This window comes from Streptomyces sp. NPDC017890 (genome assembly GCF_044328675.1).
Taxonomy (GTDB): domain Bacteria; phylum Actinomycetota; class Actinomycetes; order Streptomycetales; family Streptomycetaceae; genus Streptomyces.
This window is the reverse complement of the sequence record NZ_JBIRHU010000034.1, coordinates 1-13502: the sequence shown is the minus strand read 5'-3', so window position 1 is coordinate 13502 and position 13502 is coordinate 1. Positions and strand designations below refer to the sequence as shown.

General features: G+C 71.7%; 11 protein-coding genes. 9 read left to right on the top strand and 2 right to left on the bottom strand.

Going from position 1 to position 13502, the window contains the following annotated elements; genetic code table 11:
- Positions 1 to 143: 143 nt before the first annotated feature.
- The 7 genes from mce (at position 144) to ACH4F2_RS32370 (ending at position 10152) form a co-directional block, all read left to right on the top strand.
- Positions 144 to 584 (top strand): methylmalonyl-CoA epimerase, encoded by a 441-nt coding sequence (gene mce, locus ACH4F2_RS32400; RefSeq protein ID WP_398136314.1) that lies wholly within the window; start codon positions 144 to 146, stop codon positions 582 to 584.
- 232 nt (positions 585 to 816) lie between these two features.
- Entirely contained in the window at positions 817 to 4833 is a 4017-nt protein-coding gene (scy, locus tag ACH4F2_RS32395; RefSeq protein WP_398136313.1) for a polarized growth protein Scy, read from the top strand.
- Positions 4834 to 5041: 208 nt separating this feature from the next.
- Positions 5042 to 5977, top strand: coding sequence for a cellulose-binding protein (locus ACH4F2_RS32390; RefSeq protein ID WP_398136312.1), 936 nt, complete (start codon positions 5042 to 5044; stop codon positions 5975 to 5977).
- A gap of 96 nt (positions 5978 to 6073) precedes the next feature.
- Positions 6074 to 7063 (top strand): ABC transporter ATP-binding protein, encoded by a 990-nt coding sequence (locus ACH4F2_RS32385; RefSeq protein WP_398136311.1) that lies wholly within the window; start codon positions 6074 to 6076, stop codon positions 7061 to 7063.
- Positions 7060 to 7836, top strand: coding sequence for an ABC transporter permease (locus tag ACH4F2_RS32380; protein ID WP_398136310.1), 777 nt, complete (start codon positions 7060 to 7062; stop codon positions 7834 to 7836). Before ACH4F2_RS32385 ends, ACH4F2_RS32380 begins: the two co-directional genes overlap by 4 nt.
- A 142-nt stretch (positions 7837 to 7978) precedes the next feature.
- Positions 7979 to 9286 carry an ABC transporter ATP-binding protein gene (locus ACH4F2_RS32375; protein WP_398136309.1) on the top strand — a complete coding sequence of 436 codons (1308 nt, stop codon included), beginning with the start codon at positions 7979 to 7981 and terminating at the stop codon, positions 9284 to 9286.
- Positions 9283 to 10152 carry an ABC transporter permease gene (locus ACH4F2_RS32370; protein ID WP_398136308.1) on the top strand — a complete coding sequence of 290 codons (870 nt, stop codon included), beginning with the start codon at positions 9283 to 9285 and terminating at the stop codon, positions 10150 to 10152. Before ACH4F2_RS32375 ends, ACH4F2_RS32370 begins: the two co-directional genes overlap by 4 nt.
- Positions 10153 to 10188: 36 nt before the next feature.
- Here ACH4F2_RS32370 and ACH4F2_RS32365 read toward each other — a convergent pair whose 3' ends face one another.
- Positions 10189 to 10521 carry an ATP/GTP-binding protein gene (locus tag ACH4F2_RS32365; protein WP_398136307.1) on the bottom strand — a complete coding sequence of 111 codons (333 nt, stop codon included), beginning with the start codon at positions 10519 to 10521 and terminating at the stop codon, positions 10189 to 10191.
- Positions 10522 to 10846: 325 nt separating this feature from the next.
- Here ACH4F2_RS32365 and ACH4F2_RS32360 point away from each other — a divergent pair, with 325 nt between their 5' ends.
- The gene (locus ACH4F2_RS32360) at positions 10847 to 11875 is read left to right on the top strand and encodes an LLM class flavin-dependent oxidoreductase (RefSeq protein WP_398136306.1); all 1029 of its coding nucleotides are present in this window, start codon (positions 10847 to 10849) and stop codon (positions 11873 to 11875) included.
- 121 nt (positions 11876 to 11996) lie between these two features.
- Here the strand turns inward: ACH4F2_RS32360 and ACH4F2_RS32355 are convergent, their stop codons facing one another.
- On the bottom strand, positions 11997 to 12389 hold the full coding sequence (locus ACH4F2_RS32355; protein WP_055421911.1) for an SCO5389 family protein: 393 nt from the start codon (positions 12387 to 12389) through the stop codon (positions 11997 to 11999).
- Positions 12390 to 12668: 279 nt separating this feature from the next.
- Here ACH4F2_RS32355 and nucS point away from each other — a divergent pair, with 279 nt between their 5' ends.
- Entirely contained in the window at positions 12669 to 13340 is a 672-nt protein-coding gene (gene nucS, locus ACH4F2_RS32350) for an endonuclease NucS (RefSeq protein ID WP_053137172.1), read from the top strand.
- The last annotated feature ends 162 nt before the right edge of the window (positions 13341 to 13502 follow it).

The window sequence follows — 13502 nt, the reverse complement described above, 5'->3', positions numbered from 1 at the left end:
CGATCCCCTTTTCCGGCCCGCACAGGCCGAGGAGTGAACGAGGGTTTACTCGAATGTACTGAGCGGTATGCCGCCCGTCACCGGGCTGTCGGTGTGATCGCGCGCACGTTGCGTAACCACCTCCGGAGCGCTGCAATCAATTCATGCTGACGCGAATCGACCACATCGGAATCGCCTGCCGTGACCTCGACGCGACCGTCGAGTTCTACCGTGCCACCTATGGCTTCGAGGTGTTCCACACCGAGGTCAACGAGGAACAGGGCGTGCGTGAGGCCATGCTCAAGATCAACGATACGTCGGACGGCGGTGCCTCGTACCTCCAGCTCCTGGAGCCCGTTCGCGAGGACTCCGCGGTCGGCAAATGGCTCGCCAAGAACGGCGAGGGCGTCCACCACATCGCGTTCGGCACGGCGGACGTCGACGCGGACGCCGCGGACATCCGGGGCAAGGGCGTACGCGTTCTGTACGAGGAGCCCCGGCGCGGTTCCATGGGGTCGCGGATCACCTTCCTGCACCCCAAGGACTGCCATGGCGTACTGACAGAACTGGTCACTTCGGCGGCCGTTGAGACACCTGAGCACTGACCCTCGTACATAGGGGCCGGTAGGGTTGGGTGCGGTCGCCGCTCAGTCCAGGGTGACCCGGTCCTGCCGTCAGTGGTGGCGGGACCGCCGGGGTCGTGTTTCGGGGGGCGGGCGCCGGGGCAGAAGCACGTGCCCCGCCGTTGATCTGACACCATTCCCCGGGGGCCCCGTCCGGTGGACGGACGGAGCTCGTACGGGAAGATTGCGACCAGGGGACGGATGGGACCGCGCAGTGCGGGGCTACGAGAGCCAGGAGCGAGAGCCGGCGGCTGACGTCGACCACCTCTCTCGGTTCGAGGCCGAGATGAAGCGGCTGAAGACCGAGCGGGAAAAGGCGATCCAGCACGCCGAGGACCTCGGCTACCAGGTCGAGGTGCTGCGCGCCAAGTTGCACGAGGCGCGGCGCACCATCATGTCCCGGCCCGCCTTCGACGGCGGCGACATCGGGTACCAGGCCGAACAGTTGCTGCGCAACGCGCAGACGCAGGCCGACCAGCTGCGCTCGGACGCCGAGCGGGAGCTGAGCCAGGCCCGGGCGCAGACCCAGCGCATCCTCCAGGAGCACGCCGAGCAGGCCGCCCGGCTCCAGGCCGAGCTGCACCAGGAGGCGGTGACCCGGCGCCAGCAGCTGGACCAGGAGCTGGCCGAGCGCCGGCAGACCGTCGAGTCGCACGTCAACGAGAACGTGGCCTGGGCGGAACAACTGCGCGCCCGCACCGAGCAGCAGGCCCGCCGGCTGCTCGACGAGTCCCGTGCCGAGGCCGAGCAGGCCCTGGCCGCGGCCCGCGCGGAGGCGGACCGGCTCACCTCCGAGGCCCGGCAGCGGCTGCGCAACGACGCCGAGAGCGCCCGCGCCGAGGCGGAGCAGATCCTGCGCCGGGCCCGCGCCGACGCCGAGCGGCTGCTGGACGCGGCCTCCACGCAGGCACAGGAGGCCACCGACCACGCCGAGCAGCTGCGCAGCTCCACGGCCTCCGAGTCGGAGTCCACCCGCCGCCAGGTGCAGGAGCTGAGCCGGGCCGCCGAGCAGCGCATGACCGACGCCGAGGAGGCGCTGCGCAAGGCACAGACCGAGGCCGAGAAGGTGGTCGCCGAGGCCAAGGAGGCCGCGGCCAAGGCACTCGCGAGCGCCGAGCAGACCAACGAGCAGCGCACCCGCACCGCCAAGGAGCAGGTCGCCCGGCTGGTCAGCGAGGCCACGAAGGACGCCGAGTCGACGAAGTCCGAGGCCGAGCAGCTGGTCGCGGACGCCCGCGCCGAGGCCGAGAAGATCGTCACCGAGGCGGCCGAGAGGGCCCGCACCCTCACCGCCGAGGAGTCGGCCACCCAGCTGTCCAAGGCGGCCAAGACCGCCGAGGACGTGCTGAACAAGGCGTCCGAGGACGCCAAGCGCACCACGAAGGCCGCCACCGAGGAGGCCGAGCGGATCCGCACCGAGGCCGAGGCCGAGGCGGACCGGCTGCGCGCCGAGGCACACGACATCGCCACTCAGCTCAAGGGCGCGGCGAAGGACGACACCAAGGAGTACCGCGCCAAGACGGTCGAGCTGCAGGAGGAGGCACGCCGGCTGCGCGGCGAGGCCGAGCAGCTGCGGGCCGACGCGGTCGAAGAGGGCGAGAAGATCCGCGCGGAGGCCCGCAAGGAGGCCGTGGCGCAGATCGAGGAGGCCGCGAAGACCGCCGAGGAGCTGCTCGCCAAGGCCAAGGCGGACGCCGACGAGCTTCGGCAGACCGCGACGACGGACAGCGAGAAGGTCCGCACCGAGGCCATCGAGCGGGCGACGACCCTGCGCCGGCAGGCCGAGGAGACGCTGGAGCGCACCCGTGCCGAGGCCGAGCGGCACCGCGCGGAGGCCGTCGAGCGTGCCGAGGAGCTGCAGGCGGACGCCGAGCGGGCCGCCCGCGAGCTGCGCGAGGAGACCGAGCGCGCCGTCGAGGCCCGGCAGGCGGAGGCCGCCGGCGAGCTGAAGCGGCTGCAGTCCGAGGCCGAGGAGCGCCGCACCGCCGCCGAGCAGGCGCTGACCGAGGCCCGTGAGGAGGGCGAGCGGATCCGCCGCGAGGCCGCCGAGGAGAGCGAGCGGCTGCGCACGGAGGCCGCGGAGCGGATCCGTACGCTCCAGCAGCAGGCCGAGACGGAGGCCGAGCGGCTGCGCACCGAGGCCGCCGCGGACGCCTCCGCCTCCCGCGCGGAGGGCGAGGCCGTCGCCGTACGGCTGCGGACCGAGGCGGCGAGCGAGGCCGAGCGGCTGAAGTCGGAGGCGCAGGAGAGCGCCGACCGGGTGCGGGCGGAGGCGCAGACCGCCGCCGAGCGCATCGCCGCCGAGGCGTCCGAGACGCTGTCCGCCGCCCAGGAGGAGGCTGCCCGGCGCCGCCGCGAGGCCGAGGAGCTGCTGGGTGACGCCCGGCAGGAGGCGGACCAGGAGCGCGAGCGGGCCCGCGAGCAGAGCGAGGAGCTGCTGGCCTCGGCACGCAAGCGCGTGGAGGAGGCGCAGGCCGAGGCGGTCCGGCTGGTCGAGGAGGCCGACCGGCGCGCCACCGAGATGGTGTCGGCGGCCGAACAGCACGCGACGCAGGTACGGGAGTCGGTCGCCGGGCTGCACGAGCAGGCGCAGGAGGAGATCACCGGGCTGCGCAGCGCCGCCGAGCACGCGGCGGAGCGCGTCCGGCGCGAGTCCGAGGAGGAGGCGGACCGGGTCCGCGCCGACGCCTACGCCGAGCGGGAACGTGCGAGCGAGGACGCCGGGCGGCTGCGGCGCGAGGCGCAGGAGGAGACGGAGGCCGCCAAGGCGCTGGCCGAGCGGACGATGTCCGAGGCCATCGCGGAGGCCGACCGGATCCGTTCGGACGTCTCCGAGCACGCCCAGCGGGTGCGCACCGAGGCCTCCGACACCATCGCCGAGGCCGAGCAGTCCGCGGCGCGGACCCGGGCGGACGCCCGCGAGGACGCCAACCGCATCCGGTCCGACGCGGCGACGCAGGCGGACACCCTGATCACCGAGGCGCGTTCCGAGGCGGAGCGGCTCACCACGGAGACGGCGGCCGAGACCGACCGGATCCGCACGGAGACGGTCACGGAGGCGGAGCGCGTCCGCACCGAGGCGACGAACGAGGCCGAGCGGGTCCGCACGGAGGCGGCGAACGAGGCCGAGCGGGTCCGCACGGAGGCGGCCGGCGAGGCGGAGCGGCTGCGGACCGAGACGGTCGCCGAGGCCGACCGGGTCCGGGCCGAGGCGGGTGCCCGGGCCGAGCAGCTGGTCTCGGACGCCACCGGGGAGGCGGAGCGGCTGCGCGCCGAGGCCGCCGAGACGGTCGGTTCCGCCCAGCAGCACGCCGAGCGCGTCCGCACCGAGGCGCAGCGCGTCCGGGCCGAGGCGGCCGCGGAGGCCGAGCGGGTGACCACGGCCGCCCGCGAGGAGGCCGAGCGCACCCTCGACGAGGCCCGCAAGGACGCCAACAAGCGGCGCTCGGAGGCGGCCGAGCAGGTCGACACGCTCATCACGGAGACCACGGCCGAGGCCGACAAGCTGCTCACCGAGGCGCAGCAGCAGGCCCAGAAGGCCACCGCGGACGCCGAGTCGCAGGCCGACACCATGGTCGGCGCGGCCCGCGCGGAGGCGGACCGGATCGTCGCGGAGGCGACGGTCGAGGGCAACAAGCGGGTGGAGAAGGCCCGTACGGACGCGGACGAGCTGCTGGTCGGCGCCCGCCGGGACGCGACCGCCATCAGAGAGCGCGCGGAGGAGCTGCGGGAGCGGCTCACCTCCGAGATCGAGGAGCTGCACGAGCGGGCCCGCCGCGAGGCCGCCGAGACGATGAAGTCGGCCGGCGACCGCTGCGACGCGCTCGTCAAGGCCGCCGAGGAGCAGCTCGCCAAGGCGGAGGCGAAGGCGAAGGAGCTGGTGTCGGAGGCCAATTCCGAGGCCGGCAAGGTGCGCATCGCCGCCGTCAAGAAGGCGGAGGCACTGCTCAAGGAGGCCGAGCAGAAGAAGGGGTCCCTGGTCCGGGAGGCCGAGGGGATCAAGGCGGAGGCGGTCGAGGAGGCCCGGCGCACGGTCGAGGAGGGCAAGCGCGAGCTGGAGGTCCTGGTGCGGCGCCGCGAGGACATCAACACCGAGATCTCCCGGGTGCAGGACGTGCTGGAGGCGCTGGAGTCCTTCGAGGCGCCGACGGGCGGCGGCAAGGAGAACGGGGTCAAGGCCGGGGCCACGGTGGGTGCCCCACGTTCGGGTGGCAAGTCGTCAGACGGCTAGCGCCCGGGGCCGATCGGGTGTCTCCTGGAGATCTTTGGCTGGTTTTCCGGTCAAACCCTTGACCAGAACTTTGGCAAGTCATCCGGGGGTCAGCCACCCAAAAGAGGTGTCATTCTCCGTTCCAAACGTGCATCCACTCGATGACACACCGCATCGGCGCCTAGGATTCCCTCTATCACCTCACTCGGTCTCTTTCGACAGGAACCCCATGAGCGACACTTCCCCCTACGGCTTCGAGCTTGTGCGGCGTGGGTACGACCGCGCTCAGGTGGACGAACGGATCTCCAAGCTCGTCTCCGACCGTGACAGCGCTCTCGCCCGCATCACCGCTCTGGAAAAGCGCATCGAGGAGCTCCACCTCGAGACTCAGAACGCCCAGGCCCAGGTCAACGACGCCGAGCCGTCGTACGCCGGTCTCGGCGCCCGGGTCGAGAAGATCCTGCGTCTCGCCGAGGAAGAGGCGAAGGACCTGCGTGAGGAGGCCCGGCGCGCGGCCGAGCAGCACCGCGAGCTCGCCGAGTCGGCGGCCCAGCAGGTGCGCAACGACGCGGAGTCGTACTCCGCGGAGCGCAAGGCCAAGGCCGAGGACGAGGGCGTCCGGATCGTCGAGAAGGCCAAGAGCGACGCCTCGCAGCTGCGCTCCGAGGCGCAGAAGGACGCGCAGTCCAAGCGCGAGGAGGCGGACGCCCTCTTCGAGGAGACCCGCGCCAAGGCCGCCCAGGCCGCCGCCGACTTCGAGACGAACCTCGCCAAGCGCCGTGAGCAGTCCGAGCGCGACCTGGCCTCCCGTCAGGCCAAGGCCGAGAAGCGCCTCGCGGAGATCGAGCACCGGGCGGAGCAGCTGCGCCTGGAGGCGGAGAAGCTGCGCACGGACGCCGAGCGCCGTGCCCGCCAGACCGTCGAGACGGCGCAGCGTCAGGCCGAGGACATCGTGGCCGACGCCAACGCCAAGGCGGACCGGATCCGTTCGGAATCGGAGCGCGAGCTCGCCGCGCTCACCAACCGCCGCGACTCCATCAACGCGCAGCTGACCAACGTGCGCGAGATGCTGGCGACCCTCACGGGCGCCGCGGTGGCCGCCGCCGGTACGCCCGCCGAGGACGAGCCGGTCTCCCGCGGGGTGCCGGCCCAGCAGTCCCGCTGACGCCGGACGTACGCCGGACGAACGCGTACGGAACGAGGGCGAGGCCTCTTGCCGCTGCGGTGGCAGGGGGCTTCGTCCCGTTCTAGCGTGGGCGCCATGATCGAGCTCGAGGGGCTGACCAAGCGGTACGGCGAGAAGGTGGCGGTCAACAACCTCTCCTTCACCGTCAGACCCGGCATCATCACGGGCTTCCTCGGGCCCAACGGCGCGGGCAAGTCGACCACCATGCGGATGGTGCTGGGCCTGGACCGGCCCACCGCCGGGGACGTCCGGATCGACGGCAAGCACTACGACCAGCTCAAGGACCCCCTGACGTACATCGGCGCCCTTCTGGAGGCCAAGGCCTGGCACGGCGGGCGCAGCGCCTACAACCACCTGCTCTGCCTCGCGCAGAGCAACGGCATTCCGGCGAACCGGGTGCGTGAGGTCCTGGACACGGTCGGGCTCACGGCGGTGGCCCGCAAGAAGACCAAGGGTTTCTCCCTCGGCATGGGCCAGCGGCTCGGCATCGCCGGCGCGCTGCTCGGCGACCCGCGGATCCTGATGTTCGACGAGCCGGTCAACGGCCTCGATCCCGAGGGCATCCACTGGATCCGCAATCTGATGAAGACACTGGCCGCCCAGGGCCGCACGGTCTTCGTCTCCTCGCACCTGATGAGCGAGATGGCGCTGACGGCGGACCATCTGGTGGTCATCGGCCAGGGCAGGCTGCTGGCGGACACATCGATGGCCGAGTTCATCGCGGAGAACTCGCGCGGTTACGTCCGGATCCGGACCCCGCAGCGCGAGCGGCTGCTCGACGTACTGCACGGCGAGGGCGTCACGGTCGTCGAGGCCGGCTCCGAGGCCCTGGAGGTCGACGGCGACAAGTCGGAGGCGATCGGGGAACTGGCGGCGCGGCACCACATCGTGCTGCACGAGCTGAGTCCGCAGCGGGCCTCGCTGGAGGAGGCGTTCATGCAGCTGACGGCGGAGTCGGTGGAGTACCACGCGCACGACGGGCAGCCGACCGGCGCAGTGCCACCGCCGCCGCAGCAACGGCAGCAGCAGCAACGGCAGTGGGGCAGCGACTGGAGGAAGGGATGAGCATGGCGGCGACACAGGTGGTCCGGTCCGAATGGACCAAGATCCGGTCGGTCGCGTCCACCGTGTGGACGCTGGGCCTCGCCCTGGTCGTCACCATCGCCCTCGGCATGCTGATCTCGGCGCTGTCGAAGAGCGAGTTCGGCAACATGAGCGAGCGGGACCGGCTCTCCTTCGACCCGACCTTCATCAGCTTCGCCGGAACCAGCCTCGGCCAGCTGGCGATGATCGTCTTCGGCGTGCTGGTCGTGGGGAACGAGTACAGCACCGGCATGATCCGCACCTCGCTGGCCGCCGTGCCGCGACGCGGCGGCTTCCTGCTCAGCAAGATCACGGTGGCCACGGCGCTCGCCCTCGTCGTGAGCATGGTCACCAGCTTCGCCACCTTCTTCCTCGGGCAGGCGATGCTCGGCGACCTCAGGGCGTCGATCGGCGATCCGGGCGTGCTGCGCGCGGTCATCGGCGGCGGTCTGTACATGACCCTCATCGCGATGTTCTCGATGGGCGTCGCCGCGATGCTGCGCTCGCCGATGCTGTCACTGGGCATCCTGATGCCGTTCTTCTTCCTGATCTCCAACATCCTGGGCAACGTCCCGGCGACGGAGAAGGTCGGCCGGTTCCTGCCCGACCAGGCCGGCAGCAAGATCATGCAGGTGGTCGCACCGATCGACGACGACGTCCCGTACGGCCCGTGGGGCGGCCTCGGGATCATGGCGCTGTGGGTGATCGCGGCGCTCGTCGGCGGGTACCTTGTGCTGAAGAGGCGGGACGCGTGAGGACCGGGCAGACGCTGGAAGGGTTCCGTCCGCGCCCGGATTTTGCCCGGGCTTGAACGGAACCGTCAGCGCCTCGATATCCTCCTAACCCTTACGGGGGCGTGTGCCCTGCTGTCCCTGAACCTTCCGATGGGTGCGGAGCATGATCGAGGCTGTCGGCCTGACCAAGCGCTACGGCGACAAGACCGCTGTGTACAACCTCTCCTTCCAGGTGCGGCCGGGCGCCGTCACCGGCTTCCTCGGGCCCAACGGCTCGGGCAAGTCGACGACGATGCGCATGATCCTCGGCCTGGACAATCCGACCGCCGGCCATGTGACGATCGGCGGCCACCCTTACCGCAAGCTGCCCAACGCCGCCCGCCAGGTCGGAGCGCTGCTCGACGCCAAGGCGGTGCACGGCGGCCGCTCCGCCCGCAACCACCTGCTGAGCCTGGCCCAGCTGTCGGGCATCCCGGCCCGGCGCGTGGACGAGGTGCTCGGTGTGGTGGGCCTCCAGGACGTGGCCCGGCGGCGTTCCAAGGGCTTCTCCCTCGGCATGGGCCAGCGGCTCGGCATCGCCGCGGCGCTGCTCGGCGACCCCCAGGTGCTGCTGTTCGACGAGCCGGTCAACGGCCTCGACCCCGAGGGCATCCACTGGGTGCGCAACCTGATGAAGGCGCTCGCGGCGGAGGGCCGTACCGTCTTCGTCTCCTCGCACCTGATGAGCGAGATGGCGCTGACCGCCGACCACCTGATCGTCATCGGGCGCGGCCAGCTGCTCTCCGACATGAGCGTGAAGGACTTCATCTCGGCCAACTCCGCCGACTTCGCGCGCGTGCGGACGCCGGACAGCGAGCCGCAGCTGCGCGAGAAGCTGACGTCCGCGCTGGCCGAGGCCGGCGGGCACGTGATGCCCGAGCAGGACGGCGCGCTGCGGGTGACCGGGCTGGCGCTCCCCCGGATCAGCGACATCGCCCACGACAGTGACGTACGGCTGTGGGAGCTGTCGCCGCACCAGGCCTCGCTGGAGGAGGCGTACATGCGGATGACGCAGGGCGCCGTCGACTACCGGTCGACCATCGACCAGAAGGCCGGGCTCCAGCAGCCGCTGCCGCCCGGCACGCAGCCGCCGATGCCGGTGCCCGGGCAGGGCCAGCCCGGCTGGTACGCCCCGCCGCCGCCCCAGCAGGGCGGTCAGCCCTTCGCCGCGCCGCAGGGCCAGGCCCCGGCGGGACCGTACGGCGCCCCGGCCGCGCCCGGCGCGGTGCCGGGCGGGCAGCCCGTCAACCCGTACGCGGCACAGCAGGCCCCGCAGGCCCCGCACGCGCCCGCTCCGCTCCCCACGCCGCCCGCCGCCGCCCCCTCACCCGCTCCCGCCCCCTCCCCCACTCCCGCCCCCTCCCCCACTCCCGCCCCCGCGCCCGTCACCGCGCCCGTCACCGACCCGACCAAGCCCGAGGACGCCCGATGAGCACGCCCCAGCCCCCGATGCAGCAGGCCGCACCCGACCGGCAGGCGGGGCCCGGTTCGCCGTACCCCAGCTACACGTCGCCGATCCCGGTGGTGCGCACGCACCTCGGCCACGCGCTCGCCTCCGAGTGGACGAAGATCAAGTCGGTGCGCTCGACGATGTGGACGCTGGGCGTGTTCGTCCTGCTGGTCCTCGGTATCGGGCTGCTGACCGGCCTGGTGGTGGCGAGCACCGAGTCCGACCTCTCCGGCTCGAACTCGCTGGAGCTGGGCTTCTTCGGACTGCTCCTCGGCAGCATCTGCGTCATCACCCTCGGCGTGATGACCACCGCGTCGGAGTACGGCACCGGCATGGTGCGGACCACGATGACCGCCTGCCCGAGCCGCGGCCGGGTCCTCGGGGCGAAGGCGATCGTGTTCTTCCTCGTGGCGTTCGTCGTGACGCTGGTGTGCACGGCGCTCGTCGCCCTCGCGCACATGGCACTCCTGGAGGGCAACGGAGCCGACGATCCCAGTGGCGGCGAGTGGCTGAAGGCCACGGTCGGCGTCTCGCTCTACACCGCGCTGCTCGGACTGCTGTCGCTCGCCATCGGCTCGATCATCCGGCATTCCGCGGGCGCCATCACGATCATGATCGGGACGCTGCTCGCCCCGCTCGTGATCGCGTTGTTCATGTTCACGGAGTCGCTCAAGGACGTGCAGCAGGCGCTGTTCGAGTACTCGATCCCCAACCAGATGAGCATCTTCTACGCCAACTCGCTCAGCGACTCCGGCCCGTCCGGCTGGGACCCGCTGTGGATCATGCTCGGCGTGACGGCCGCCGCGTTCGCCGGCGCGTTCGCGCTGCTGGAGAAGCGGGACGTGTAGGAGACCGACGTACCGGAGAGCGACGCGCGGGAGGGCTCAGAACCTCGGCGCGTTACGGGACCGCTGCACCCGCGTGGTGCGGCGGTCCTTCGCGTTCCAGCAGGACTTGTGCCAGTGCCGGCGGTCGTCGACGCCCGAGTGCGCCGGCCAGGCCACCACGTGCGGGAAACCGTCCGGGATCAGCTGGTCGCAGCCCGGGCAGCGGTACGACTTCCCCTGCGCGCTCGAGCCCGCCACGTGCCGTACGCTCCACTCCTCGCCCTGCCAGCTCTCCGACGACTGCCAGCCGCCGTAGCGGACGGAGCCGTCGTCCTCGGCGCTCCGGCCGGAAGAACCGGCTTCCTTGGGTCGGTTGCGACGCGGGGACACAGGACACCTCACGGAGCTGTACAGGAAGTAGGGGCGGCGTCCAGCCTACGCGGCACGGACAGGGGTACGCGTATGCCGCCGACCGCCGCAGCGCCCCCGTTGCGGAGCCTGTGCGCGGCCGTCGCGCCACCGCGGCAGCCGGTACACCGGGGCGGTAGGACAGCCGTCACAACGGCTCGGACAACGGCTTGCACAACGGGCTGCACAACGACCGATTCTGTAGACAATCCGCATATCCCTTCGCCCTGCCGTGTCCTCGGCACGTGTCAGACGGTTATGCCCTGTGGGGGAGCTCCCTGTCGGAGCCGAGGAAGCAGGAAGAACGATGCGCGTAGGAAGTTTCGTGTTGGGCGCCCAGTTCCCGGGCCAAGGCCAGGGGGAAGCGCTGTACCGCGCGGTCCGCTCGGCCGAGGTCGCCGAGGAGGCGGGGCTCGACACGGTCTGGCTGGCCGAACACCACTTCGTGCCGTACGGCACGTGCCCGTCGGCCGTCACGCTGGCCGCGCTGCTGCTGGGCCGCACCCGTCGCATCCGGGTCGGCACCGCCGTCAGCGTGCTGCCCACCACCCACCCCGTGGCGCTCGGCGAGCAGGCCGCGCTGCTGCACGTCACGAGCGGTGGCCGGTTCTCGCTGGGCGTGGGCCGGGGCGGCCCGTGGGTGGACCTGGAGGTGTTCGACGCGGGCCTGGAGGCGTACGAGAAAGGCTTTCCGGAGTCACTCGATCTGCTGCTCCGCTGGCTGCGCGAACCGTCCGTCGGCACCTCGGGCGAACGCTTCCGGTTCCGCGAGGTGCCCGTCGTCCCCCGCCCGTCGGAGTCCCTGACGGAAGGCCCGGGCCCCGAGGTCGTCGTCGCCTGCACGTCCCCGGCGAGCGTACGCACGGCGGCCGAGCGGGGGCTGCCCATGCTGCTCGGCATGCACATCGGGGACGAGGAGAAGGCCGAGATGGTCGCCCTGTGGCGCAAGCACGCCCGCGCGGCCGGGCGGCCGGCGGCGGAGATCCACCGCGCGGCCCACGTGTCGGCCGGCGTCTGCCAGATCGCGGACCGCCGCACGGACGCGGCCGAGACCCTGCTCAAGGCGATGCCGGGCTGGCTGCGGCAGGGGCTGGGCGCCCACATCACGGTGGACGGCCGCACCCGGCAGATGCGCGACCCGTACGCGTACACCGAACTGCTCTGCGGACTGCACCCGGTGGGCCCGCCCCGGCTGTGCGCGGACCGGCTCGCGGCTACCGGCGAGCGGACCGGCATCCACCGTTTCGCCCTGCTCGTCGAGGGGTCCGGAGACCTCGCGGCGACCGAGGAGAACGTACGGCGGCTCGGGGCCGAGGTACTCCCCCAGCTCCACTGAGCGAGCCGGTGACGGGCACCCGGGCGCGGCCCGCGAGAGGCCGCCCCCCTGTCGGGCAGCTTGCCGCTCCGGTACGAACTGCACCTCCCACGTACGGAACGGCAAGCGGACGACCGTCGCGTCAGCAGTCGCGGAACTCGGGCGACTGGTTCAGTACCTGGCTGCGTACCGAGGTGAATCGGGTCAGCTTCTCGTCGACGGAGGAGTCCAACGGGAACACCGCCACCCGGTGGCAGTTCTGGAAGGCCAGCCGCACCCCGAAGTGCCGCTGCAGTGCACCGCGTATGGCGTCACTCGCCAGCGCACGCAGCAGCTGGCCGCGCGCCTGCTCGTCCGGCGGGGGCGTCTGGTTGTCGGCGAACGCACCGCCGTCGACCTTCAGCTGTGCCACCAGGGAGCTGACCATCTCCCATGCGTAAGGCAGGGAAGTCCGGACGCAGTCGACGAAGGCTGCTTCGTCGACCTCGCCTCGCTCGGCCTGTTCGAGTAGGGCCGGTGAGACGTCGAGCGACATGGGTTCTCCTCTCGCACCCCCGACTGGCGAGGGTTGCCGGACAGTTGAGGGAGACGCGATATTGAACACGCTGTGTACACACCTCGCGACCTCCCGTTCAATACCGTAAGCAACCGATCGTGACCGCACCAGGAGAATGGCTATATGGACACCAACCGGTAGGCCCACAATCGGCCAGTGTGCAAGGTGGGGCCAATGGGAGAAGTGGGACAGCGGGCGGGGTCACCCGGGTACGGGCGAATCGCGTCGGGCCGGGCGCGTCGAGTAGCGTTGCCGACCATGCGTCTCGTCATTGCCCGCTGCTCCGTCGACTACGCCGGGCGGCTCACCGCCCACCTGCCCTCGGCCCCCCGGCTGATCCTGGTCAAGGCGGACGGCAGCGTCTCGATCCACGCCGACGACCGGGCCTACAAGCCCCTCAACTGGATGTCGCCGCCCTGCACCCTGAAGGAGGGCACGGGCGAGGAGGAGGGCGTCTGGACCGTCGTCAACAAGGCGGGCGAGAAGCTCATCATCACGATGGAGGAGATCCTCCACGACTCCTCGCACGAACTGGGCGTCGATCCCGGCCTGATCAAGGACGGCGTGGAAGCGCACCTCCAGGAGCTGCTCGCCGACCGTATCGAGACGCTGGGCGAGGGCTACACCCTCATCCGCCGTGAGTACATGACCGCCATCGGCCCCGTCGACATCCTGTGCCGGGACGCCGAGGGCCGGACCGTCGCGGTCGAGATCAAGCGGCGCGGCGAGATCGACGGCGTGGAGCAGCTCACCCGCTATCTGGAGCTGCTGAACCGGGACCCCCATCTCGCCCCCGTACGCGGCGTCTTCGCGGCTCAGGAGATCAAGCCGCAGGCCCGCGTGCTCGCCACGGACCGCGGCATCGGCTGCCAGGTACTGGACTACAACGCCATGCGGGGCATCGAGGACGACAAGCTGCGGTTGTTCTGAGCGCCGTCGCGTCACCACACGTCACTGACATACGGGAGGGCCGGGGGCGCCCCCCGGGCCCCGCCCCCCCCGGGGGTGCCCAGACGCCCCCCGGGGGCGGCCGATGTTGTGGCTGGGGGGCGCTACGGATACGCGCGGCGGCCCCCGGCCCGGTCCCGGGCC

Coding starts and splice junctions, on each gene's coding strand:
- ACH4F2_RS32385 (WP_398136311.1), top strand. CDS start 6,074: ATGATCGAGCTCGAGGGGCTGACCAAGCGGTACGGCGAGAAGGTGGCG.
- ACH4F2_RS32390 (WP_398136312.1), top strand. CDS start 5,042: ATGAGCGACACTTCCCCCTACGGCTTCGAGCTTGTGCGGCGTGGGTAC.
- mce (WP_398136314.1), top strand. CDS start 144: ATGCTGACGCGAATCGACCACATCGGAATCGCCTGCCGTGACCTCGAC.
- ACH4F2_RS32355 (WP_055421911.1), bottom strand. CDS start 12,389: ATGTCGCTCGACGTCTCACCGGCCCTACTCGAACAGGCCGAGCGAGGC.
- nucS (WP_053137172.1), top strand. CDS start 12,669: ATGCGTCTCGTCATTGCCCGCTGCTCCGTCGACTACGCCGGGCGGCTC.
- ACH4F2_RS32370 (WP_398136308.1), top strand. CDS start 9,283: ATGAGCACGCCCCAGCCCCCGATGCAGCAGGCCGCACCCGACCGGCAG.
- ACH4F2_RS32360 (WP_398136306.1), top strand. CDS start 10,847: ATGCGCGTAGGAAGTTTCGTGTTGGGCGCCCAGTTCCCGGGCCAAGGC.
- ACH4F2_RS32380 (WP_398136310.1), top strand. CDS start 7,060: ATGAGCATGGCGGCGACACAGGTGGTCCGGTCCGAATGGACCAAGATC.
- ACH4F2_RS32375 (WP_398136309.1), top strand. CDS start 7,979: ATGATCGAGGCTGTCGGCCTGACCAAGCGCTACGGCGACAAGACCGCT.